The organism is Marinobacter litoralis, assembly GCF_016427555.1.
Taxonomy (GTDB): Bacteria; Pseudomonadota; Gammaproteobacteria; order Pseudomonadales; family Oleiphilaceae; genus Marinobacter; species Marinobacter litoralis_A.
The window spans coordinates 493,666-518,575 of sequence record NZ_JAELVS010000001.1 but is presented as its reverse complement, the minus strand read 5'-3'; the positions used below and the strand labels follow the sequence as shown (position 1 = coordinate 518,575).

Below are 24,910 nucleotides of genomic sequence, written 5' to 3'. Positions count from 1 at the left end.
GGTCAGAAATACTAACGGATCAGTATTTCTTGCCTGCGGTTTCCGCTTCAATCTTGCGGGTAATGTACCACTGCTGCGAGATTGAAAGAATGTTGTTCACCAGCCAGTACAGTACCAGACCCGCCGGGAACCAGAGGAAGAACACGGTAAAGATCAGCGGCATCAGCTTCATGATCTTGGCCTGCATAGGATCAGGCGGTGTCGGGTTCAGGCTCATCTGGATGAACATGCTGGCGCCCATCAGGATTGGCAAGATGAAGTACGGATCCATCTGGGACAAATCCTGAATCCACAGCATGAACGGAGCATGGCGAAGCTGAACACTCTCGAACAGTACCCAGTACAGCGAAATGAATACCGGCATCTGTACCAGAATCGGCAAGCAGCCACCCAGCGGGTTGATTTTCTCCCGCTTGTACAGCGCCATCATTTCCTGGGACATGCGCTGGCGGTCGTCGCCATATAGTTCTTTCAAACGGGTCAGTTGCGGGGCTACGGCACGCATTTTCGCCATGGAGCGGTAGCTGGTGGCAGAGAGGTGGAAAAACACCGCTTTTACCAGCACCGTCAACAGGATAATCGCGACACCCCAGTTACCCACAAGGCCATAGAACCATTCCAGAATGATGAACAGTGGCAAGGAGATAAAGAACAACCAACCGAAATCAACGGTGCGGTCCAGGTTCGGCGCCAAGGCTTCCAGTCGATCAATGATTTTGGGGCCGACGTAAGCGGTTGCGCCCACTTCCGTAGTTTCACCCGCCGCCACGGTGGTTGCCGGGTAAACAAAACCCATTACATGCAAAGGACCACGGCGCGTTGTCTGGAACTGGGCCGGAGTTTCGGAATCCGGCACCCACGCGGTAATGAAATAGTGCTGCAGGAACGCCAACCAGCCATTGGTTACGGATTCGTTGATACGAGATTCTTTCAGGTCGTCGAAGTCGTATTTTTCATAGGGATCTTCTGGTGTGCTCATCACCATACCCAGATAGGCCTTGATACCCATGCTGGCTTGAGAAGTAGGGTCAGGTGCCTGATCCCGAACAATCTTACCGGTGAAATTACCTTGCCAGGCGCTGTCTGACTGGTTGTCGATCAGGTAACGCACACCGATTTGGTAGCTATCGCGCTTGAACTCGTAGCGTTTGGTGATTTTAACGCCGGCATCGGTGGTGAAGTTGAGATCCAGAGTCAGCTCATCGCTGCCTTTTTCGAGAACAAATTCACTGGCTGCTGCTTCGAAGACCGGGGGTTTGGCTGCACTGCGACCGTCAGGGCCATCTCGTCCGATTAATCCACTTTCGAGGAAATAGGTGCGATTATTGGTGTTGGACAGGAGTTTTAATGGCTGTTCACTGTTTAGTGATTCATCGTAATCGAGCAGTGAGCTTTCAACGATGTTCCCGCCGATACGATCCACTTTCAGGTTGTATACATCGGTTTGTACAGCAATGAACCGATTGCTTACATCTTCATCGGCTGCAGTAGCTACGGATGCAACGCCACCGGTTTCCGGAGTTGAAAACTCATCAGCACTGTTACTGGACGATCCACTCTCAGGCAACACCATGCTGTCTGCAGACTGATTGCTTTTGGCCAGTGTTTCTGTCTGAGCTACCTGTTCAGTTTGTGGCTGGTGATAATCTTCGTTCCAGGCTAGCACCATCAGATAACTGACAATCGCGAGTCCGGCAAACAAAACGATGCGTTGAATATCCATAAACTTAGTGTCTGGTCTGAGTAGTGGATTGGAGCGGTTCAGTTGGGCTAGCTGTCATTTCAGCACAGGACTTCCCGTTTGATTCAGTGCCTGGTACCGGATCATACCCGGCATCCCCCCATGGATGACACCTCAACAAACGTGCACCAGCCAAGTAGCTGCCTTTGAGTGCCCCGTGATGTTGAATAGCCTCGACGGCGTATTGTGAACAGGTAGGAGTATGTCGGCAATGGCTGGCCATCATGGGACTGATAGCGTACTGGTAGAATCGTATCGGTAGCAGCAGAAGTTGACGCATTACTCGTTGCCTTGAGCGTTAGCATCCGACTGGGTAATGGCAACCTGGCGATATTTTTTCTTCACCCTGCGCCAAATGTCGTTCAGAGAAGAACGAACATCGGGATTTTCAAGCTTATTCAGCCCTTGCCTGCCTAGAACAATGATATCGAGGCTGGGTAAATCCTGCTGCAGTCTGAATGTTTCCCGAACCTGGCGTTTTATTCGGTTTCTTTGAACCGCATGACGCAAGTTTTTCTTGGAGAAAATCAGACCGACCCTGGCGTGACCGAGATTATTCGGGGCAGCCAGGATCAGAAAATTCCTGTGCGGAACCTTCAGCTGCACGTCATCAAAGACTTTGCCGTAATCTGCAGGCTTTAGCAGCCGAACGGATTTTGGAAACGTCAAAGCCTTCATGAGGCAGAAATCAGCTTACGCAGACAGACGTGCGCGGCCTTTGGCACGACGACGGGAGATCACCTTACGGCCGTTAGCAGTCGCCATACGGGCACGGAAGCCGTGAACACGCTTGCGCTTCAGGACGCTCGGTTGGAATGTTCTTTTCATGATGATGTTCTCACAAATCGTAAATTGAAATTTGTAACTGGCTGCAAAATAGACAGCTGAAACAGGAGCGGCATTCTAGTCAAATCTGAGGGGAAGATCAATCGAAGACTGTCTTGGCAATCAAAGTTTCTATGTGGGTAGATACCGCAACGATGAATAATAAATGTATTAGGTTCTTTTAAATTTCTTTTAAAGATTAATTATTACTGTTATTACGCACCATGATTTCTGTGGAAAAGGATTAAAAAAGCATTAATTACAGATGGTTGCGATAATGATAAGGGTTGTGACATCTGTGGCTGAGCCCTGTGTGTAAAACCAAGACGGATTGTGAACAAGTGCGTTTTTTGATTCGGGATGGAGTTATGCCTTGATCGGTGCAGAGCTTTCACACAGGCCTCTACCCCGGCTGTGCACAAGGTTCTGTGTATAACTATTTTTTAAGGGATTTCTGTACACAAGGCTGTAGATATGTCTGTAAGAGCTTGAAAGCGTGGTTTTATTGTTTCCACAGGGTGTTCATTACCTAGATGAACGCTCTTTTACTGAGGGACTGGGCGGGGTAGAATTCGTGGTCATCTTGAATAACGGGCGTGTGTTTTCCCCGTTGAGAGCATAGTCGGGTAGTTGGGAGCAGGCGGTCTTGCCTAATAGTATGTGGCATCAATGTCTTGAAGTACTTCGGGATGAATTTCCCGCACAACAGTTTAATACCTGGTTACGACCTCTCCAGTCCGATCATCGGGACGGCTTGTTGATGCTGTTTGCTCCAAACCGGTTTGTGATGGACTGGGTCAACGAGAAATATCTCCGTCGTATAGAGGAAGTGTTGAAAGATCTGAACGGAGGTCAGGCGCCTCGCGTTCAGATGAAAGTAGGCTCTGCGCCCAAGCCGGACGATACGGTGGCTCGATCTGTTCCTGAAGTGGACGAGACGGGTCATGCGGTTACCGAGGAAGAAAAGAGTGTTGCCGCTACCGCGGTTCAGCGTAGCGCCGAACCCAGTGAACCTGTGAATCCTCCTGCTCCGGCCCCGACGACCGCTCCCGCGCCGTCGTCATCGGGCAACCAACGCCGATCGGTGCAGGTAGAAGGTGACATCAAACATCAAAGCTTCCTAAATGAGACGTTTACCTTTGATACCTTTGTGGAAGGTAAATCGAACCAGCTAGCCCGTGCCGCATCCATGCAGGTTGCCGAGAATCCCGGCGGCGCATACAACCCGCTGTTCCTATATGGTGGCGTTGGTCTGGGTAAAACCCACCTGATGCATGCGATCGGGAACGAAATCGTTCGCCGCAACCCGAAGGCAAAAGTCGCCTACCTGCGCTCGGAACGATTTGTGGCGGATATGGTTAAAGCATTGCAGCTGAACGCCATCAACGAATTTAAGCGTTATTACCGTTCTGTGGATGCGTTGTTGATCGACGACATTCAGTTTTTCGCCCGGAAAGAACGCTCGCAGGAAGAGTTTTTCCACACCTTCAACGCCTTGTTGGAAGGTGGTCAGCAAGTGATCGTCACCTGTGATCGTTTTCCGAAAGAAATTGTGGATATGGAAGAACGCCTGAAGTCCCGGTTCGGTTGGGGTTTGACGGTTATGGTCGAGCCGCCCGAGCTGGAAACCCGAGTGGCGATTCTGATGAAAAAGGCCGACCAGGCAAACGTAAAACTGAGCAGCGAAGCCGCCTTTTTCATTGCCCAAAAAATACGCTCGAACGTCCGAGAGCTAGAGGGTGCTTTACGTCTGGTGATAGCGAATGCTCACTTCACGGGCTCCGAGATTACTCCGCCGTTTATCCGGGAAAGTTTGAAAGATTTGCTCGCTCTGCATGAAAAGCAGGTCAGCATGGATAACATCCAGCGAACGGTTGCCGAGTATTACAAGATTAAAGTGTCCGATCTGTTGTCGAAGCGTCGTACCCGCACGGTCACCCGCCCGCGGCAAGTGGCCATGCTGCTTTCCAAAGAACTGACCAACCACAGTCTGCCGGAAATCGGCGATGCCTTCGGCGGGCGCGACCACACCACGGTACTGCACGCGTGCAAGAAGATACGCGAACTGCAGGAAACCGACCCGGGCATCCGGGAGGACTACCAAAACTTTATGAGATTACTGACCACCTGATGCGAAGGGTGGCAAGTTAATAACATTCACTTCCGATAACTGAAGCCGAGTGCCATGAAACTGACAATCAGCCGTGAATCCCTGCTTACTCCGCTGCAAAGCATTGCTGGCGTTGTGGAAAAGAAACAAACCATGCCGGTTCTGTCGAACGTGTTGTTGGAAGCCGAAGACAATACGTTGACCCTCACCGGTACCAACATGGAAGTCGAGCTGGTTGGCCGGGTAACACCGGTGCACGTGGACCAACCGGGCAGAATTACGGTACCGGCGCGTAAGCTGGCCGATATTTGCCGCGCTTTGGGGGATGAAGCGCCAATCGATCTGGCTCAGGAAGGTGACCGGTTGCACGTTCGCGCCGGAAACTCGCATTTCACGCTTTCGACCCTGCCGGCTGAGCACTTTCCGAACGTTGAAGACGAGCCGGAAAGTTTCCGTTTGGAGCTTCCTCAAAAAGAACTCGGCCGCATGTTGGATGCCACTGCTTTTGCAATGGCCCAGCAGGACGTGCGTTATTACCTGAATGGCTTGCTGTTGGAAGTGGATGCCGGGCATGTACGCACAGTTGCAACCGATGGCCATCGATTGGCGTTGGCGCATTTCGATATGGAAACCGGTTGCCAGGAACCTCGACAGGTGATCGTGCCGCGTAAAGGTATTCTGGAATTGGCGCGCTTGCTCGATGACGACGAGTCACCGGTGACTCTGGTGATCGGCGACAATCATCTGCGGGCTACGGTGGGCTCTTACACCTTTACCTCGAAACTGATTGAAGGAAAGTTTCCGGACTACAACCGCGTTATTCCGCGCGGTGGTGACAAAGTGGTTTTGGCGGACCGGGCCACTCTGAAAAACACCTTGCAGCGTGCGGGTATTCTTTCCCACGAAAATATTCGTGGTGTGCGTTTGAACCTCAAACCCGGGCAGCTTGAAGTCTTTGCCAACAACCCGGATCAGGAACAGGCCGAAGACGCGCTGCCTGTGGACTATCAGGGCGAATCCCTTCAGATCGGTTTTAATGTAGGCTACTTGATCGATGTGATGAATGCGCTGAGCGATGCACAGGTGAAGGTAACCTTATCCAACCCGAACAGCAGCGCATTGATCGAAGCCGAAAATGACAACGGCTGTATGTACGTTGTCATGCCGATGCGTTTGTAATTATTGCGGGAGGAATTGATGGGACCAGTAGTGAATGGAATCAAAGGTGCGTTCAGGATTGGTCAAACCCTGAGCGTACTTGGCCGTACCGGGTTTAATTGGGTGCGGGGCGATCGCCCCCCTGCCCCGAAGTTGTTGCGACAAACGTTCGAGAACCTGGGTTCGACCTACATCAAGCTCGGGCAGTTCATTGCCAGTTCCCCGACGTTCTTCCCGAAAGAGTATGTCGAAGAATTCCAGTTCTGCCTCGACAGTACTCCGAACTTGCCGTTCAGTGTGATCAAAAAGATCATTCGGGACGAGCTGGGCCGGCCGATTAACGAGGTGTACTCGGAGATTGACCCGGTGGCCCTGGCTTCCGCATCCATTGCACAGGTGCACGCTGCGAAGTTGGTGACCGGTGAAGACGTGGTGATCAAGGTTCAGAAGCCGGGAGTGGAAAACATTCTGCTGACCGACCTGAACTTTCTGTACCTTTCCGCGCGTATCTTGGAAACCCTGGCGCCCAAGTTATCCTGGACTTCCCTGTCGGGAATTGTCGATGAAATCCAGAAAACCATGATGGAAGAATGTGATTTCATCAAGGAAGCCAACAACCTGAAGGTGTTCCGGGAATTCCTCGAACGTACCGGCAATGAAGATGCTACCGTTCCTCAGGTGTACGAGCACGGCAGCAGTCGCCGGATTCTGACGATGGAGCGATTCTACGGTGTTCCATTGACTGATCTCGAAAGTATTCGGGGCTATGCCAAAGATCCGGAACGCACTTTGATTACCGCTATGAATACCTGGTTCTCAAGTTTGACCCAGTGTGAATTTTTCCACGCGGACGTTCACGCGGGGAACTTGATGGTATTGAAAGACGGACGCGTTGGCTTTATTGATTTCGGCATCGTTGGCCGTATCAAACCAGATACGTGGCAAGCGGTGAGCGATTTCATTTCTGCGATTATGGTGGGTAACTTCGAAGGCATGGCCGACGCCATGATTCGGATTGGGATTACCCATCGGGAAGTGCAGGTTCAGGAGTTGGCCGCGGACCTTCAGCGTTTGTACAAACAGATGGATCGGATGGTGCCTGATGAAAGCGCCTATCTGATGGACCAAGCCGAAGACGACGTAAACCACATTTTGATGGATATGGTGAAAGTCGGCGAAAACCATGGTTTGCACTTCCCGCGGGAATTCGCGCTGTTGCTGAAGCAGTTCCTGTATTTCGATCGCTATGTGCACATCATGGCGCCGGAAATGGATGTGTTTATGGATGACCGGTTAACCATGCTGCATTAACGAGCGTAGCGGCATAGCTTCTTGTACACTAAGGCAATGCTGATTATCGGCATTGCCTTTTTTGTTTTTTAAGGCCCTGGATGTCCATCTGATATTGAGATTCCCTCCTCTATGGCGCTCGTGAAACTCCAGACTCAGTGGTTTAGAAACCTGGAGCCTGAACCGGTTCGGTTCTCCCCTTCTTTCAACCTTCTATACGGTGCCAACGGCAGCGGTAAATCCAGTGTGCTCGAAGCGATTGGTTACCTGGGGCTTGGTCGTTCATTTCGCATCTCCCGGCATCAGGCTGTGGTAGCTCACGGTCAGAACAAGCTCACGGTTTTCGGCGCGCTAGATGCAGGGCTCGATGACCAGGGTGACGAAGGTGCCGAACCCGTGGAGCATCGCGTTGGAATCTCGCGTGACATTGCGCTGAAAGAGACCTCATTACGGGTAAATGGCGAAGCGGTTCGTAGTTTGTCATCGTTGGCGAAACGACTTCCGGTTTCGGTTATTGATCCGGGGGTTTTTGATATTGTTGCGGGCGGCCCGGGTAAGCGCCGGCAGTTTCTCGATTGGTTGGTGTTCCACGTGGAACCTTCGTTTTCCTCTTTGTGGCAACAATGCCAGAGAGTGACATCACAGCGGAATCAAACGCTCAGAAATGGTAGAATCGATGAGTCGTTGATGAGGGTATGGGATAATCAGTTTTCCGTGCTTGCTGAATCTCTCAGCGACACCAGGACCGCGGTTTTCAAAAGTTTCAAAAGCGCCTTTGATGAAGTGCTGGGTGAGCTGGACGCAGGATGGACCGATGGCCTCAAGCTCGAGTTCTATCCGGGCTGGGACCGTAGCCAGTCTTTGGTGGATGTCCTGAAAAATCATCGCGAGCAAGAACGCAGGATGGGGCATACGCTGTATGGCCCGAATCGGGCTGATATTCGCCTTAAAATGGGCGGCCGTCCAGTGGCAGAGACCTTCTCTCGCGGACAACAAAAGACCTTGGTCATTCTAATGAAGATTGCGCAAGGCAAGGTTTTGAGTGATTTGGGTAAACAAGTCACCTTTTTACTCGACGATATTAATGCTGAGCTGGATGTCCGGCATCGGATCATGCTGGCTCGGAAGCTTCAGGAATTACGTTGCCAGGTGTTCATTACGTCCATCGAACACCCGGAACCGGACGTACTGTGGACGGATGGACAAGCACCAGAATACAGAATGTTCCACGTGGAACATGGAAAATTGACGGAAGAATAAACTGGGTAAGATTGCAGCAGATCCGTTTCGTTCTGCCGAATCGATTACCGGGTATCACCTTCAGGAGTCTCGTTAATGAGTGAGTCGAATTACAATTCCTCCAGTATCAAAGTCCTAAAAGGGCTGGATGCGGTGCGTAAACGCCCGGGCATGTACATCGGTGATACCGATGATGGCACCGGTTTGCACCACATGGTTTTTGAATTGGTGGATAACTCCATCGATGAGGCTTTGGCTGGTCACTGTTCCGAAATCGGTGTTCTGATTCACCCCGATGAGTCCATCACGGTGCAGGACAACGGTCGTGGTATCCCTGTGGATATTCACGAAGAAGAAGGTGTGTCGGCCGCGGAAGTGATCATGACCGTGCTGCACGCAGGCGGTAAGTTCGATGACAACTCCTATAAGGTATCGGGTGGTCTGCACGGGGTGGGAGTCTCGGTTGTAAACGCCCTTTCCTCCAAGCTGACACTGACCATCCGTCGTAATGGCATTGTGTACGAGCAGGTCTACACCCACGGTGTGCCGAATGCACCGCTGAGCGAAGTGGGCGAAACCGATGCGTCGGGCACCAAGGTTCACTTTATTCCATCGCCGGAAACGTTCACCCAGATTGAGTTCCATTACGATGTTTTGGCGAAGCGCTTGCGCGAGCTGGCCTTCCTGAACAGCGGTGTACGTATCCGTTTGACCGATGAGCGCACGGGGCGTGAAGAAGTGTTCGAGTACGAGGGCGGTCTGCGTGCGTTCGTTGAGCACTTGAACACCAACAAAACGCCGATCAACCAGGTTTTCCACTTCGATCGCGAACGGGAAGATGGCATTGCTGTAGAAGTGGCGATGCAGTGGAACGATGCCTTTCAGGAAAACCTCTACTGCTTTACCAACAACATTCCACAGCGCGACGGTGGTACCCACTTGGCGGGTTTCCGCGCTGCCCTCACCCGTTCATTGAACAACTACATTGATCAGGAAGGTTTGGGCAAGAAAGCAAAAGTGGCAACCTCTGGTGATGATGCCCGGGAAGGCCTGACCGCAATCGTCAGTGTGAAAGTGCCTGATCCCAAGTTCTCGTCCCAGACCAAAGACAAGCTGGTGTCATCTGAGGTGAAAACCGCGGTAGAGCAGGAGCTGTATCAAAGCTTTGCTGACTATCTGCAAGAACACCCGAACGAAGCCAAGCTGATCGTCAACAAGATGATCGAAGCCGCCCGTGCACGTGAAGCTGCCCGGAAAGCTCGTGATATGACCCGTCGTAAGGGTGCGCTGGATATTGCCGGCCTGCCCGGCAAACTGGCCGACTGTCAGGAGAAAGACCCAGCCCTTTCCGAACTGTTCATAGTGGAGGGTGATTCTGCGGGTGGCAGTGCCAAGCAAGGTCGGGATCGGAAAACCCAGGCCATCCTGCCGTTGAAGGGTAAAATCCTGAACGTCGAGAAGGCACGTTTCGACAAGATGCTGTCCTCTGCCGAGGTTGGCACACTGATTACGGCGCTCGGTTGTGGTATTGGTCGGGAGGAATTTGATCCCGACAAGCTGCGTTACCACTCCATCGTCATCATGACGGACGCCGACGTGGATGGATCTCACATCCGCACCCTGCTGCTCACCTTCCTGTTCAGGCAGATGCGAGAAATCATCGAGCGTGGTCACGTGTTCATTGCCATGCCGCCGCTGTACAAGGTCAAGCGTGGTAAGCAGGAGCAATACCTGAAGGATGAGAAAGCCAAAGAGGCTTACCTGACTCAGACCGCTCTGGACGGCGCCCAGCTGTTTGTGAACCCGGATGCGCCACCGATCAAGGATTCCGCACTGGAAACCATGATCAAGGACTACCAGGCCGTGATGAACATGATCGAGCGCCTGTCCCGTGCCTATCCGGCCAAGGTGCTGGAGCAGATGGTGTATAACGACACCCTGACCTTTGAGCAGCTGAAAGACGAAGCCGCCGTAGCTGCCTGGGTGGGCCGCTTGGGTGAAGGTCTGGAACTGGATACCCGTACCGGTACCAAGTACACCTTCTCGGTGACCCGTGATGAAGAACGCAACCTGTTCTTGCCGAAAGTCACCGTATTCATGCACGGTATTCCCTACGAGCACGTGTTCGGCCACGATTTCTTTGAATCCACGTCTTACAAGGCGATTGCCGATCTGGGCGAAACCCTTGAAGGGTTGATCGAAGACGGTGCCTATATCCAGCGTGGTGAGCGCAAGCAACCGGTTCTGTCCTTCGCGGGCGCACTGGCGTGGTTGATGAAGGAAGCGCAGCGTGGTCTGAACATCCAGCGCTATAAGGGACTGGGCGAGATGAACCCGGAGCAGCTTTGGGAAACCACAATGGACCCCGAGAGTCGCCGGATGATGAAGGTCACGATTGAGGATGCCATTGCGGCAGACCAGATCTTCACAACCCTGATGGGGGACGATGTGGAGCCCCGCCGGGACTTTATCCAGTCGAATGCACTGGAAGTGACCAACCTGGATATCTGATTCGTCAGAATCGCTGGTATAAAAAAACGCTGGTCTCCGAATGGAGCCAGCGTTTTTTATTACCCGGAAAACCGAAGCCGAATTACTTGGAGGACTGCGCCCTCTTCCGCTCTTTTTCTTTCTCTTTTTCAATCAAGTGCGGAGACATAACTTCTTCCAGGGTGTGCCCGGTCAGGCGTCGAATGGTGCGCCACAGGTACCAGAAAATCAGCATCATCATCACCATGGAGGGAATGGCAATCATCGGATAACTGACCAAGGTCATGCGCCCTAGTTCTTCATTAAACGCTTGCGTTCCGGCTGGGCTTACCACAATCCATTTGGCCAGCACGTAGTTCATTATGGATGAGAACAAAAAGGTCCCGGCGAAAAAGTAGCTGGCCTTCAACAAGCGATTTTCGAACTCCTCCACACTGCCCCGTTCTTCGAGGGATTGGTGAATCTTATCCACATCCAGCACATTGGGGTTATAGAGCAGCGTTCGCACCAATGGGTACTTGGTGCGGGTTGAGATCAACACCGCCAGGCCAATCACCGCCGGTACCGCCGCTTCCTTAATGGCCAACCAGCCAGCATCCAGTTCCAGCAAACCGATGCCGCCTGTCAAAGCGACACTGATCAGCCCGAGGAGCGCGATAAAGTTTTTCTTGCGATAACGGATCAGCTCAAACAGGCCCCAGCCCAGAGGAAACGCCAAACCGATGATCAATGCGTTCACGCTGCCCAGATGTTCGTCACCGCTGAACTTCATCAGAATGACTGAAGGGATAACAATGCTGACCAGAAGATCAATCCACGGGCGTGGTTGGTGCTCAGGAATGCTCTGGGAATTCGGGGAGGTCATGATTACCGCCTGATAAATAAGTCAACAAAAGATAAAACGTAGCTACAGCCGCACAGGGCTTCGGCAGTATACGACGAATTGAAAGGCCAGGGTAACCGCCCTGGTGAGTGCTCTGGCCGGTTTTGGGGCGAAAAAAAACGCCGGGTGATCACCCGGCGCTATGGGGCCATGCGGGTTCGCTCAGGCGCCGGTTTCTTCGAGGCATTCCTCAACGATGTTCAGGCCTTCGGCCAATACCTCGTCCTCAATGGTAACCGGCATCAAAAAGCGCAAGGTGTTGCCGAACATACCGCAACTGAGCAGGATCAGGCCTTTCTCCTTGGCTTTCTTGGTGATCGATGCGGCAAGCTCGGGCAATGGCTTGCGTGAGTCTTTGCTTTCCACCAACTCAAAGGCTGCCATGGGGCCAAGGTTGCGGACGTTATCAACGTGGGCAAACCGGCTTTGCCACTGCTCGAACCGCTTCTTCAAGGTTTCCCCCAACCGTTGGCTTTTACCCAGAATGTCGTCTTCCTCGATAACATCGAACACCGCCAAAGCCGCAGCGCAGGCCGTAGGGCTTCCGGTGTAAGTGCCGCCCAACGAGTTGGGCCCGGAGGCATCCATCACTTTATCGGTGCCAACCACCGCGGAAATGGGCATACCATCGGCCATGGATTTGGCCATGGTCATGATGTCGGGCTCAACGCCACTGTGTTCAATCGCGAACAGTTTGCCTGTGCGGCCAAATCCACTTTGCACTTCATCGACAATCAAAAGAATGTCGTTGTCGTCGCAGAATTGCCGCAAGGCTTTCAGAAAACTCGCCGGGGCGGCGTAGAAACCGCCCTCCCCTAATACCGGCTCAAGCACGATGGCGGCGGTATCCTGCGCAGGTGAGTCGGCCTTCACGGTCATCATCAGGCCACGCAGCGCGTCTTCCTCGGAAACGCCGTGGTAAGGAACCGGGTAAGGTGCCCGGTAGACCAAGCCCGGCATGGGGCCGAACGACGTTTGATACGGAGCAGCCTTGCCGTTCATGGCCATGGTGAAAAAGGTGCGCCCGTGATAACCGCCATCGAAGCAGATGACGTTGGATTTGCCGGTGGCTGCGCGGGCAATCTTGACGGCATTCTCCAACGCTTCAGCGCCGGAGTTGGCAAGCATCACTTTTGCGTGGCCTCGAACGGGGGTCACCTCACTGAGTTTCTGCGCCACTTTGACGTAGCCTTCATAAGGCATAACGGTCTGGCAGGTGTGCATCAGTTTATCGAGCTGTGCTTTGACGGCATCGACCACTTTCGGGTGGCGATGGCCAATGTTGAGCACGCCAATGCCCCCGGCGAAATCGATCATCCGTTTGCCGTCGGCATCCCATAATTCGGCGTTCAACGCATGATCGGCAAACTGTTCATTGGGGCTAGCGGCTCCTGCGGCCACGTAACGCTCTTTAAGTTTTTGCAGTTCCTGATTACTCACGTGTGTATCCCCCTGCTTCAACGTTATGAATGTCTCACTTCAGTGTAGGAACTACGCTGCCAGTTAACAAACCGACCACATGGAGCGACGGGCACGGGTCTGCGTTCTGAAGTACACTCTGGCGGTATCTGAATAACTTTATCCACAGCGAAACACCGCTCCCGTTCTGAACTTAAGGATGCCTTGTGCGCGCTTACGCCGATAACGATTACCCAGCCGACCACAAACCCGACTGGAAACTCATTGCCGGGCTGTGGCCGTATCTGGCCGAATACCGGGGCCGGGTTGCTCTGGCACTCTGTTTATTGGTGTTGGCGAAACTGGCCACAGTAGCGACTCCGGTGGCTCTGAAATACATTGTGGATTATCTGGATCAGACCCAAGCGGCAGATATGCTGCTGTGGATACCGGTACTCCTGGTGCTGGCCTACGGAGGCCTGCGCTTTGGCAGCACGCTGTTCAGCGAGCTGCGGGACGCGGTGTTCGCCCGAGTGGCCGAGCGAGCCATGCGGCGGGTATCTCTGCGGGTATTTGAACACCTGCATCAGCGCGAGCTGGGGTTTCACCTTGATCGCAAAACCGGCGGTCTGGCGCGGGACATTGAGCGCGGTACCAACGGCATCAGTTTCTTGCTCCGTTTCACCTTGTTCAACATCGTTCCCACCTTGCTGGAAATTCTGATGGTGGCGGGCATCTTATTGGTGGTGTTTAACGCCAGCTATGTGTTCGCGATCCTGTTCGCGGTGGTGGTGTACGTGGTGTATTCCATCAAAATAACCGAATGGCGTACCCGCTTTGTGCGTGAAGCCAACGCCCGGGACAACGAGTCTAACTCGCGGGCTATCGACAGCTTGCTGAACTACGAAACGGTTAAATACTTCAACAACGAGCGTTATGAGGCGCAGCTCTACGATCAGGATCTGGATAACTGGGAGCAGGCGCGGCTGAAAAACCGGTTGTCGCTGGCAGCGCTGAATACCGGGCAGGCGTTAATCATTAGTGTCGCACTGATTGTCATTATGACGATGGCGGTACGTGAGGTAGCCAGCGGCGAGATTACCCTGGGCGATTTCACCATGGTAAACGCCTATTTGCTGCAGCTGTTCATTCCACTGAATGCGTTGGGGTTTGTGTATCGGGAAATCCGGCAGGCCTTGGTGAATGTCGAGCGTTTGTTCAAACTGCTTGGGGATAAACCGGCGATTCAGGATGCACCAGGCGCGAAAGATCTGGTTGTGGATAACTCCGACGTCCGGTTCGAGCAGATTCACTTTGCCTATCGGCCGGATCGGCCCATCCTTCAGGACGTAAACTTATCTATTCCGGCTGGCCATACCGTGGCGGTGGTGGGGGCCAGCGGAGCTGGCAAGTCTACCCTCGCCCGATTGTTGTTCCGGTTCTACGATGTGGATAAAGGCCGTATTACCATTGATGGCCAGGATATTCGGCAGGTCACCCAGGACAGTTTACGCTCGGTTATAGGCGTGGTGCCGCAGGATACCGTGTTGTTTAACGATACCCTGTACCGGAACCTGGCCTATGGCCGACCCGATGCAAGCGAGGAAGAAGTACACCGGGCTGCGCGTATGGCGCATCTGGATAACTTTATCCACAGCCTGCCGGAAGGTTACAACACCAAGGTGGGCGAACGGGGGCTCAAGTTGTCCGGTGGGGAAAAACAACGGGTGGCCATTGCCCGGGTGATTCTGAAAAACCCGCCCCTTCTGATTCTGGATGAAGCCACATCGTCACTGGATTCGTTGTCTGAGCAAGCCATATTGAGCGCGTTGAAAGAAGTCAGCCAGCAACGCACAACCCTGGTGATTGCCCACAGGCTTTCAACGGTGCGGGATGCCAACACCATTCTGGTGATGGATAGCGGCCAAATTGTCGAGAGCGGCAGCCATAACGAGTTGTTAGCGCAGGGTGGCTACTACGCTAACTTATGGGAGCAGCAACACAGAAGTGACGACAACGCCCAATCGAGCCAGTGAACGGGAGGCCCCGCCAAAACACGCTCCTTCGGCACATCCCTGTGGCGCTTGAGCTCCGCCATCCATGGCTCCGCACAGTTTTGGCGGGGCCTCCCGCTCACTGGCGCTCCGTAGACTCGTTATCCACAAGCCGAAGCGCCAACCCTGACGCGCGAACCACCCGCTGATTAACCGCTTCGCTGAGCACCTGAGCATCGCCGGTGATCAGGCTGAACCAATGCCGGGCCCGGGTGATCCCGGTATACACCAGTTCTTTGGTCATCACCGGGCTGAGCCGGTCCGGCAACACCAGACAGGTGTGGATAAACTCCGACCCCTGAGACTTATGCACAGTCATGGCGTACACCGTTTCCAACTGCTGCAAACGGCTGGGCGCAATCCAGCGAATGCCTTGCGTGCCATCGCCGCTCGGGAACGCCACCAGCCTGCTCTCTATGGGCCGGCCGTTGGCATCTTTATCCCAAGTGACCCTGAAGGTAATCCCGATATCGCCGTTCATCAGGCCGAGGTTGTAGTCATTACCGGTGATCAGCACCGGGCGGCCGTGGTACCAAGGGTGTTGCTCCTTGATCAGATGGTGTGCACGCAAATGCTCTTCCACCCGTTCATTCAAACCTTCCACACCCCAAGGACCCCGGCGCAAGGCGCACAGAATCTGGAAGTCGTTGAAGGCGTTCAACACCTGCAACGCCAGTGCGTCCCAATCGGCCCGAGGGCTGTCGGCGGTGAGTGGGTGGCTATTCATCATGGTCAAGTAATGGTGATAACCGACCGGGGCCGCCAGTTCGGTTTTATCCACAACCCTGCCGTGCCCGCCATTGCGAAACGCCTCCGGTGTTCCGGTAATGGCATGCTGGCAAATCTGCAGCAGGGTGGTGTCCGGGTCTGGCTTTGGCGTGTTGCCGTTGAGCCAGATCACGTCATCGAATCCGGTTTTCCACATACGCTGACGCATGGAGTTATCCACAGTACTGTTGTTGACCGCTTCGGATAACGCCCGAATGCCGCTGCTTTCCTCGAAACGGTAACTCTTGCGCAGCATCGCCACGGCCTGGTCCAAGGCGTGCCCCTTGGTGTCGATCAAGGATTCAGGCAACGGCGTGCCGGTGATGGCCGCCAGCCAGTCCGAGGTGTCTGGGGTGTAATGGCCCTCGTAGGCGCGCTGGCACAACTCGCCCAATACCGCGCCGGCATCCACCGAGGCCAGCTGGTCTTTGTCGCCCAACAGAATCAGTTGGGCCTGAGCGGGCAGAGCATCGAATACCGAAGCCATGAGATCAACATCCACCATGGATGCCTCATCGATCACCAGAATATCCACCATCAGCGGGTTGTCCTGGTGATGGCGGAATTTTCGCGAGTCCGGCCGGCTACCCAACAGGCGATGTAAGGTGGTGACTTTGGTAGGGATATCATCCTGCTGCAAGCCACCGGGCAGTTCCGTTAAGGGTAAGTTGCTGACGGCACCAGCAATGGATTCGTTCAGGCGTGCAGCGGCTTTACCGGTTGGTGCCGCAAGGCGAATGCGGTATTTACGCCCTGCCCGCTCCGGGGATTCACCTGCGATGGCTTGCAGTGCCGCAAGCAATTTCACCACGGTGGTGGTTTTGCCCGTTCCCGGGCCACCGGTGATCACCGAAAAGCGGCTGCGAGCCGCCAAGGCACACGCTAGTTTTTGATAATCGATGTCTTCGCTGGGTTTAAACAGCGTGTTCAAAGCCTGCGACAGAGTGTTTGCAGCCGGCGAACCGGGTTCCGCCACGGGCGATGGCAACGCTAATCGTTGTTCAATGCCCTCGGCGATTCTCTGTTCATAACGCCACAGCCGGCGCAGGTAGAGGCGGCCGTCGGTCAGAACCAGCGGGGTTATTCGGGCACCGTCACTGACTGCGACAGACTGAGCTAAGGCCGACAGACAATCCGCTAGCGTGATTCGGGCCAGCAGATCCGCCGGTTTCAGGTGCTGCAATTCTGACTGTTCAGCTGAAATCGAGTTATCCACAAGAGCCTTAGCCGCGGCTGACGGTTCTTCCGGCGGCAACGACAAGGTGGCATCGGCGTCGGCCAGCAGCGTGGCCAGATCTATACAGACATGGCCGCGGCCGACTTGGTGAGAAATCAGTGCCGCTAGCAGGAACACCAGCGGCGGCAGTGATTCACCCTGCTCTTCGGACAAATCCCGAAGCAGGCGAGCAAAGCCCAGATCCAGCGGCCGAATCCATTCTGCCTGCTGCCAGTGTTCAAGCAGGGCATCGACGTTATCCACATGGGCTAACAATCGGGAGTTATCCACAGCGGGATTTATCGGTTCGACGGTGGTGTCGTCACCCAGGTCCATGGTTATTTGCTGGTCATGGTTACGGATACGGCTCATGCGGCCACCTCCCCTGCGGTGTCGCCATTAAACAAAGCATCCAGTTGCTCGATCAATGCTTTTGGTGGTTTGTCGGTGAACGCGCCTCCGCTGGACGAGTTAACCCCGCGCAGGAACAGATACACGGCGCCGCCGATGTGCTTGTCGTAGTCGTAACCGGCGACACGATCTTTCAACAAACGGTGCAAGGCCAGCAGATAGAGCACGTATTGCAGGTCGTAACGTTTATCCAGAATGGCGTCTCCCATGGCTTGATCGGTATAGGCGCTGTCGTCCTCTCCCAAGGTATTGGATTTGTAGTCCAGCACGTAATACTGCCCGTTGTGTTCGAACACCAGATCAATGAAGCCTTTGATCATGCCATTAAAGGTGTTGGCCTGAGCCTGAGGGCGGTCGGCCCCGTTCAGAGTGTGCGCTTTCACCAACTGGTCGAGTGTTTGTACGTTTACGTTGCAGCTTTCGAACCAGAATTCCAGCTCCGGGCGCAGGCTGGTTAGCTCGGCCAGACTCACCTGTGCCTCGCCCGAGCGTTGCAGGTTAATGGGCCGGGTGATCAGGGCCAGGATCCAGTTCTGAAGAGGGTCTACCCAATCGCTCCAACCGCGGGTACTGCAACGCCGGATCAGTTGCTCGTGCAGTTGTTCGGGGTTATCCACAACCCACTGGAAACCGTGGTGGGTGCACCACTCCAATACTTCGTGCAGGAAAGTGCCGGGGCCGGCGCCTTTCGGGAAGTGGTGATGGTTGCGGGCGGGTGTTTCGGTAGCGCTCTGCTCAGTCTCACTATTGTGAGCACTTTCTTCCAGCAGATTCTGGGTTTCGGCGTCTTCGATTTCGCCGGTGAACACCACGCCGGTGCCGGCCATGCCGGTGTATTCAATCGACGAATAGCTGGCAATCCACCAGTCTTCTTTGGCTTCCCGGTTAGACACCAGCGCCGGACCGAGAGCTTCGGGAGCTCGCTCTGTATAGAGGGTGTCTTCCGGTTCCGGAAGAGGTTCTACGGTGATCTCCGGCCGGCCTTCGCCCAGCAGGTTAAGACACTGGCTAATGCTGTCGGCACCGCTGCCGGAAATCAGATACCCCAGTCCGCTTTGTTGCCAGTTATCAAGAGCTGCGGCGCCTACCCAGGTAGCGAACCTTGCCCGGGTCAGCGCCACGTAGATTTTACGAATGTCTTCGCCCAGGCGTTCCCGGTCGGCTCTGGCAACGTCGTCGGCACTGGGGTCGAATACGGTGATCAGTTTGTTGTCGGCGTCGTGGTAGCTGACAAACGACTGCTTTTCGCTCTGGGCCCGAAAGGCGGTGCCGAACGGCAGGAACACTAAAGGATATTCCAGGCCTTTGGATTTATGCACGGTAATCACTTTCACCAGAGCGGCATCGCTTTCCAGGCGCAGGGTGCGGTGTTCGTCTTCGTCATCGGCGGCGCGCAGGATCTGGGTGAAGTGGTGCACCAGTGCGTGTTCGCCGTCCAGCTGCAGACTGTCTTGTTGCAGCAGTTCGGCAATGTGCAGAATGTCGGTCAACCGGCGCTCGCCATCAGGCCGTTGCAGTAAGCGCCCCGGTACCTCGAAATCCATCAGGAAGCTGCGCAGCATGGGCAGCACGCCTTGGCGGTGCCACTGTTGTTGATAACTTATAAAGCGCTCTATTTCATGCTCTAACGCCAGTTCGTCCGTGAGCAGCTGATTCAACGCTTGCCAGGACTGGCCCAGTGTCGGCGTGGCCAGCGCAGCCCGGATGTACGCCAGTTGCCGGGGTTCGGCAAAGGCCCGCAACCAGGACAACATTTCTTTCGCTTCCGGCGAGGTCAGTACCGAGCCCCGGTCAGACAGGTACACACTTTTGATGCGCCGGCGGCCCAAGGCATCGCGCACGGCGGCGGCTTCATTGCGGTTGTTGACCAGTACGGCAATGTCTTGCGGGCTGACCGGCTCCAGATCGCCGGGGTTGTCGGGCAACACGAAGCCCGCTTTTCCTGCCTGCCCCAGAGTGAGCAGACGCGCGATTTCGCTGGCGCAGGTTTCGGCGATGTCGGCCGTGGCGGCACCCTTTGTAATGGCTTTCGGGCTGCCGTCTTTATTGGCTTCACCGGACTCCTGGGTCCAGAACAGCAGGCTCGGTTGTGGCTCTTCGTCTACCGACCACACCCGTTTGGTGCCGTTGGCGGCAACTCCTTGGAACGGCAGCGGTGAGGTATCACCCTGACCAAACAGGAAGGCTCCGTCGCGGCTGTTCTGGTCGCTGTATTCGAACACCCGGTTAACCGCAGACACCATGGTTTTCGCCGAACGGAAGTTTGTCCCCAAGGTATAGGTGCGGTCCTGTACTCCCAGACGGGCTTGCAGATAGGTGTAAATATCCGCGCCCCGGAAGCCATAAATGGCCTGTTTCGGGTCACCGATCATCAACAGGCAGGTATCCGGATGATTATCCTCAACCCGGTAGATGCGGTCGAAAATCCGGTACTGTACCGGGTCGGTGTCCTGAAATTCGTCAATCAGCGCCACCGGAAACTGGCGGCGAATGGTGGCGGCGAGTTGCTCTCCCCTTGGACCGTGCAAGGCATCGTCGAGCCGGGTCAGCAGGTCGTCGAAGCCCATTTCCGAGCGTTTCTGTTTTTCCTCTTCCAGCCGCTGCGCAATCCAGTGGCTGGCGTGGCGCAGGATGTCGGATTTCGCACTGGGTTGGTTCTGGCCGAATTCGATCAGTTCTTCAATGGCGTCGAACGCCGGGTGATGCGGTGCCGGGTCATCGCCTTTCAGGATGTTATCCAGCCCTTCGGGGGTCTGGTTCTTGAAGCCCGCGGCGGAATCCAGTTTTTCCGGCAGCAAGTCGTTGGAGCCGGCCCAGGCTACCAGGGTGTCCCACACTTTCAGCATGGCGTTCTTGCTGCCACCGTGCAGCCGTTTGCTCTTGTTGAGATCGTTCAGCAGGTCGGTGACTTCGCTTTGCCATCTGGCCCAGTCGTAGCCTTTCAGCGTGTTTGACTGCTTTTCTCTCTCGCTGACCGCCTGTTCAATGGCGTTATGCACATTCTCAGGCGGAGTGCCCAGGCTTTCTGGGTCCGTGATCAGATTACGTACGGCAGCGCGAAGATCGGTGGGGGTTTTCCAGTGACTCAGGGCTTCATCCATCAGCGCCGGCGGCAGCGGGTAAACAAACGTGCGCCAGTAATCCCGGGCGACTTCATCCAGGAGTTCGCTCTGGTCGGTTTCCAGCGTGAGCTTGAACAGGCTGCCACTGTCGAAGGCGTGCTCGCTCAACATGCGGTTGCAGAAGCCGTGAATGGTGGAGACGGCCGCCTCGTCCATCCATTCCGCAGCGAGTAGCAGTTTTTTCCGGCAGTCGGGCCAGCTGGCCGGGTCCGGGTAGCTGTCGTCCCTCAGCTTGTGGATAAGTGCTGTTTCCGGCGAAGGCTCAAGGTCGGCGGCGTGCTCGGAAAACACCTCGGCGGCCTGGGTCAGCCGGGTGCGGATACGGTCCCGAAGTTCCTTGGTGGCGGCTTCGGTAAAGGTGACCACCAGCAGATTCGGGGGCAACAGATCCTGCAACGGGCTGTGTTCGCTCTGACCGTGGCCCAGCACCAAACGCACATACAAAATGGCGATGGTGAAGGTTTTGCCGGTACCGGCACTGGCTTCAATCAGCGCGCTGCCGTTCAGCGGCAGTGCCAACGGGTCGAGATTGGGGTTTCGGTTGTTCGTTTGCTCAGTCATTCCATGCTCTCAATCTGTTCAGCCGCTGACTTGCCCTGCTCTGCTTCCCACAGGGGTACATACAAGTCGTGCAGAAGCGCTTCAAACTCCCCACTGGCCAGGAGTGCATCCGGGGTTTCGAAGGCGCCGGGCAGGTATCCGGTGTCTCTGCTCAACGCAGTGGTATAGGCGTTCTCGGCTTCCTCAATGGCGCGTTCGTGATTGCCCAGGTACTTCTTGTTGCCGTAATAACTGGTGATCCAGGCGAAGCCGGCGTCGCAGTGAATAGGCAGGGCCCGGGTGCTGGCCTCCATCCAACGATTCAGCACAGTATCGAAGTGTTGTTTGGCCGTGGCGATGGCCATGGGCGCGAAGGTGAACTTGCGGTCTTCCTCCTTACCCAGGATCAGCGTGGTAAACGGCTGGCCACAGAGTTGCCCGGCCAGATGAATCAGCCAGTCTCGCATCAGGTTGGCGTAGCGCACTTTTTTGCTGTAGCCGGAGCCGGTCAGCAATCCGGAACTGGCGACCACCAGCCGGCACAGCTCACCGTTATTATTGCGGCGCAGGTTATCAATCAGGTCTGCGACTTCCACGGCACCGGCGGTGTGCGCAAACGTATAGTTAAAGGCCAGGGGTTCAGCGACCGCTTCGGGCCATTCTGCGAGCGCGCTTTGGTAGCGTCCGAACAGGTTAGGCAAACGCCCGGACAATTCGCTGCGCAGGCGGTGTTCGGTGACACCCATACCCAGATCGCCGCGCCGGGCCATTCGGTCCAGAGTGGTGTCCAAACGCTCGTGCAGTTCCTCTTCGGTACTGGCTTTGAGCAGACTCCGCTGAATCAGCTCGTTATCCAGCCGCCAGCGTTCCAGCCCGTTCAGGTCGAAGTTTTCGTTATCGGTATCGTCGTCTTCCACCTCTTCAAAGCGCACTTGCAGACGCCTTTGGTAGAAGGTCTCGATGGGCTTTTTCAGAAAGCCGGCCAGATCATTCAGGCTGATGGGTTCTTCCGGGGCCTGGTACGGCAACGGCGTGTGCACCTGTTCGCCGGCTGCTACGCCATGGGCGCTGCGCCATTCCCGCTCATAGGTGAACAGGCTTCGGTTTTGCAGTACCTCCGCCAGTGGCTTGGCGGCCTCTTCCGGGCTGTTCTCTGCCCCATTAGCTTTTGGAAAATAATCGCGGCTGAACGGCTGCAACGGATGTTGGGTAGTGAGCGCTTTCGTTACCTTCTTATCCGGCTGCCCTGCTACTGTCCACAGGCTGTCGAGATGATCCTGAAGCTGGGCCACCAATACCGAGGGTGGCCGTTCGGAGTCGTCTTTGATACTGCGCCCTACCCAGCTGATGTACAGCTGCTCGCGGGCCGACAGCAAGGCTTCAAGAAACAGGTAGCGGTCGTCCTCCCGGCGGGAACGGTCCCCGGGCCGGTAATCCTGCGCCATCAGATCGAAATCCACCGGCGGTCGGGAGCGGGGGTAATCACCGTCGTTCATGCCCAGCAGGCACACCTTGCGGAAGGGAATGGCCCGCATCGGCATCAGCGTGGCAAAGTTGACCTTGCCCGCCAGAAAACGCTGGTTCAGACCGCCTTCGTCCAGACCGGACAGCAATACATCCTTCACGATGTTGAGCGGCAGCGGTTGATTGCTCAGCCCGGCGGCCAGAGCGTTGTCCAGCCATTGCTCCAGATGCCGCCGGAAGCGGTTAAGCAGCAACAGATCACTGCCTTCCACCTTGTCGAAAAACTGCTCCAGCACGCCTGAAAACAATGTTTCCCATTGCTCGGGGGTGCGTTGGGATTGCAGCGCCTGCCATAAGGTTTCCAGTTGATGTACGAACTCGCTCAGCCGGCCGGCCAAGTCTGCTTGCAAGCCGCCGACCTCGCCGTAGGGTTCCACCCCCGCCCAGGGATCGTCGTCGCCCATGCCGTAGCCCAGCAGCATGGACCTTAAGCCGGATTGCCAGGTGTTGCGGTCCAGCTCTGCCGGTAGATCGAGACTTTCCCGGTGCTGGCCGTGCAGGCCCCAGCGGATGTTGGCGCCTTCCACCCATTGTCGCGCCAACGGAATGTCATCTTCGGTGATGCCGAAGCGGTCCCGGATGCCGGGGACTTCCAGCAGACTGATGATCTCACTCACGCCGAACCGGCTGCGAGGCAACGACATCAGGGTTTCCAGAGCAATCAGCACCGGTTCATGGTGGCGCTGGCCCTGGTCGGAAATGGTGAACGGAATGTGGCGTTTGCGCCCAGGCTGATAGCGGCCGAACACCGCCTGAATGTGGGGGGCGTAGACGTTGATATCGGGCACCATCACGATGACATCGCGGGGCCGAAGGTCCGGGTCGGCATTGAAGGCCGCCAGTAATTGGTCGTGCAGTATTTCCACTTCTCGCTGTGGGCCGTGGGCCTCGTGAAACGCGATGGAATAATCCCGGGTCAGGTCCAGCTCTCGGGATTGCTCGCGGATTTCCTGCAGCGGGGTCAGGTTGTAGATGTCATTCTGCAGCTGATGGAGCAAGTTGGGCGTTTCGCCGTTGCCGTGTTCCGAGAAGATGTCGATCTTCTGGTCCGGGGTCTGGAAACTGCTGCGATACTCGTCCGGGTTGTCGAATTCGTCCAGCAAGCGGATGTAGTCGCGGCCTTGCTTACCCCAGGCCGCCAGCAGCGGGTTGGCGTGCTGGTGCAGTTGATCCTTGTCATCAATCCGGGACAGCACCGGGTGCGCCAGGCCGCGCTTGCGGTTGGCCCGGAGCAATTCACGGTCGCTGATGATGTCGGCCCAGTAAAACTGACTGGGGTTATGCACACACAACACCACCTGGCTGAAGCGGCTGAGTACGTATAAAGCTTCCAGTGCTTGCCGAGGTAACGAAGACACGCCAAACACCACGATCCGTTTGGGTAAGCGGCCGGGGTCGGCCGGCGTGGTGATGCGCTGGCCCTGCTCCATAAAACGGGTGTGGATGTGTGAACGGCTGGTGCCGGCGGCTTCGCCAACGTCCTCGACCAGTTTGCGCCACAGCAGAGGTTGCCACAAGGTTTCCGGCGACAGAGCCTTCTCTTCACCCCGAGGGGTAATCAGAACATCCCTGCCCTGCTCCCAGGCGGCCAGCCAGTCGGCGCGAAACACCTGATACTGGTCAAACAGATCCGCCACCTTCTCCGCCAGCTGGAAATTACGCAGGTCGGTATCGCTGCCATCCAGAAATCGAGCCAGCGGCGTGAACGCATCGTCCTGCCCTACCAGCTCAGGCAGCAGCCGGTACAACCGCCAGACCAACCGGCTTTTATCAAAGGGCGATTGCTCCGGCACTTCGCCTGCCGGTAACACCGCCCGGTAGGCTTGCCAGATAAACCGGGCCGGGAACAGAAAATCCATGCCGGCAGCGATGCCCAGCCCGCCTTCCATGCCATCCACGGTGCGTTTTTCTGCCAGTGCCAGCTTCAGCCACTGGGCAATACCGTTACTCTGGACCAGAAAGGTTTCGCTCTCCAGAGGCTGGAGCTGATTTTGCCGGCAGATGTACACCACCGCCCGGCGAAGATCTTCCAGATGGTTGGCGTGAATGGCGTGAAAGCCGGGTTCAATACTGTTGGTGTCAGGCATACCAGTGTTATCTTGATTCCGGAAAATGGGTCAGGGTGACAGGTTACCCCAAAC

Annotated in this window: 15 protein-coding genes; 6 read left to right on the top strand and 9 right to left on the bottom strand. The window is 55.5% G+C overall.

Annotation, left to right across the window (positions count from 1 at the left end; translation table 11 throughout):
* Positions 1 to 19: 19 nt before the first annotated feature.
* Genes yidC through rpmH form a run of 4 tightly spaced genes read right to left on the bottom strand, consistent with a single transcriptional unit; the run spans position 20 to position 2,569 of the window.
* Positions 20 to 1,723, bottom strand: a complete 1,704-nt coding sequence (gene yidC / locus JAO79_RS02330) for a membrane protein insertase YidC (RefSeq protein WP_199005548.1) — start codon at positions 1,721 to 1,723, stop codon at positions 20 to 22.
* Positions 1,724 to 1,727: 4 nt separating this feature from the next.
* The gene (gene yidD / locus JAO79_RS02325) at positions 1,728 to 2,021 is read right to left on the bottom strand and encodes a membrane protein insertion efficiency factor YidD (RefSeq protein ID WP_199005547.1); all 294 of its coding nucleotides are present in this window, start codon (positions 2,019 to 2,021) and stop codon (positions 1,728 to 1,730) included.
* Entirely contained in the window at positions 2,021 to 2,419 is a 399-nt protein-coding gene (rnpA, locus tag JAO79_RS02320; RefSeq protein ID WP_199005546.1) for a ribonuclease P protein component, read from the bottom strand. The genes yidD and rnpA overlap by 1 nt, the downstream gene beginning before the upstream one ends.
* Positions 2,420 to 2,434: 15 nt before the next feature.
* Positions 2,435 to 2,569: a 50S ribosomal protein L34 gene (rpmH, locus tag JAO79_RS02315; protein ID WP_008172542.1), complete on the bottom strand. Its 135-nt coding sequence runs from the start codon at positions 2,567 to 2,569 to the stop codon at positions 2,435 to 2,437.
* Between the two features lie 655 nt (positions 2,570 to 3,224).
* Between rpmH and dnaA the strand changes: the two genes are divergently transcribed.
* The 5 genes from dnaA to gyrB all read left to right on the top strand — a co-directional run bounded on the left by dnaA (position 3,225) and on the right by gyrB (position 10,874).
* Complete coding sequence (gene dnaA / locus JAO79_RS02310; protein ID WP_413785049.1) at positions 3,225 to 4,697, top strand: chromosomal replication initiator protein DnaA; 1,473 nt, start codon at positions 3,225 to 3,227, stop codon at positions 4,695 to 4,697.
* 54 nt (positions 4,698 to 4,751) lie between these two features.
* Entirely contained in the window at positions 4,752 to 5,855 is a 1,104-nt protein-coding gene (dnaN, locus tag JAO79_RS02305; RefSeq protein ID WP_199005544.1) for a DNA polymerase III subunit beta, read from the top strand.
* 18 nt (positions 5,856 to 5,873) lie between these two features.
* Positions 5,874 to 7,145, top strand: a complete 1,272-nt coding sequence (locus tag JAO79_RS02300) for an ABC1 kinase family protein (protein WP_199005543.1) — start codon at positions 5,874 to 5,876, stop codon at positions 7,143 to 7,145.
* Between the two features lie 111 nt (positions 7,146 to 7,256).
* The gene (gene recF / locus JAO79_RS02295; RefSeq protein WP_199005542.1) at positions 7,257 to 8,384 is read left to right on the top strand and encodes a DNA replication/repair protein RecF; all 1,128 of its coding nucleotides are present in this window, start codon (positions 7,257 to 7,259) and stop codon (positions 8,382 to 8,384) included.
* Positions 8,385 to 8,459: 75 nt separating this feature from the next.
* Positions 8,460 to 10,874, top strand: coding sequence for a DNA topoisomerase (ATP-hydrolyzing) subunit B (gene gyrB, locus JAO79_RS02290; protein WP_199005541.1), 2,415 nt, complete (start codon positions 8,460 to 8,462; stop codon positions 10,872 to 10,874).
* Between the two features lie 82 nt (positions 10,875 to 10,956).
* Here the strand turns inward: gyrB and JAO79_RS02285 are convergent, their stop codons facing one another.
* Together JAO79_RS02285 and gabT are read right to left on the bottom strand one after the other, a co-directional pair.
* Positions 10,957 to 11,718, bottom strand: a complete 762-nt coding sequence (locus JAO79_RS02285) for a VC0807 family protein (protein ID WP_199005540.1) — start codon at positions 11,716 to 11,718, stop codon at positions 10,957 to 10,959.
* 180 nt (positions 11,719 to 11,898) lie between these two features.
* Positions 11,899 to 13,176 (bottom strand): 4-aminobutyrate--2-oxoglutarate transaminase, encoded by a 1,278-nt coding sequence (gene gabT / locus JAO79_RS02280; RefSeq protein WP_199005539.1) that lies wholly within the window; start codon positions 13,174 to 13,176, stop codon positions 11,899 to 11,901.
* 185 nt (positions 13,177 to 13,361) lie between these two features.
* On the opposite strand from gabT, the gene JAO79_RS02275 reads away from it, so the two are divergent.
* Entirely contained in the window at positions 13,362 to 15,170 is a 1,809-nt protein-coding gene (locus JAO79_RS02275) for an ABCB family ABC transporter ATP-binding protein/permease (protein WP_199005538.1), read from the top strand.
* A 97-nt stretch (positions 15,171 to 15,267) separates the two neighbouring features.
* Here the strand turns inward: JAO79_RS02275 and recD are convergent, their stop codons facing one another.
* From recD to recC, 3 genes are read right to left on the bottom strand one after another with little or no spacing between them, the layout of a single operon-like run.
* A complete protein-coding gene (gene recD / locus JAO79_RS02270) occupies positions 15,268 to 17,544 on the bottom strand; it encodes an exodeoxyribonuclease V subunit alpha (RefSeq protein ID WP_199005537.1) in 2,277 nt (758 codons plus the stop codon).
* Positions 17,541 to 21,266: an exodeoxyribonuclease V subunit beta gene (gene recB, locus JAO79_RS02265; RefSeq protein WP_199005536.1), complete on the bottom strand. Its 3,726-nt coding sequence runs from the start codon at positions 21,264 to 21,266 to the stop codon at positions 17,541 to 17,543. Before recB ends, recD begins: the two co-directional genes overlap by 4 nt.
* Positions 21,263 to 24,856: an exodeoxyribonuclease V subunit gamma gene (recC, locus tag JAO79_RS02260; protein WP_199005535.1), complete on the bottom strand. Its 3,594-nt coding sequence runs from the start codon at positions 24,854 to 24,856 to the stop codon at positions 21,263 to 21,265. Before recC ends, recB begins: the two co-directional genes overlap by 4 nt.
* Between the last annotated feature and the right edge of the window lie 54 nt (positions 24,857 to 24,910).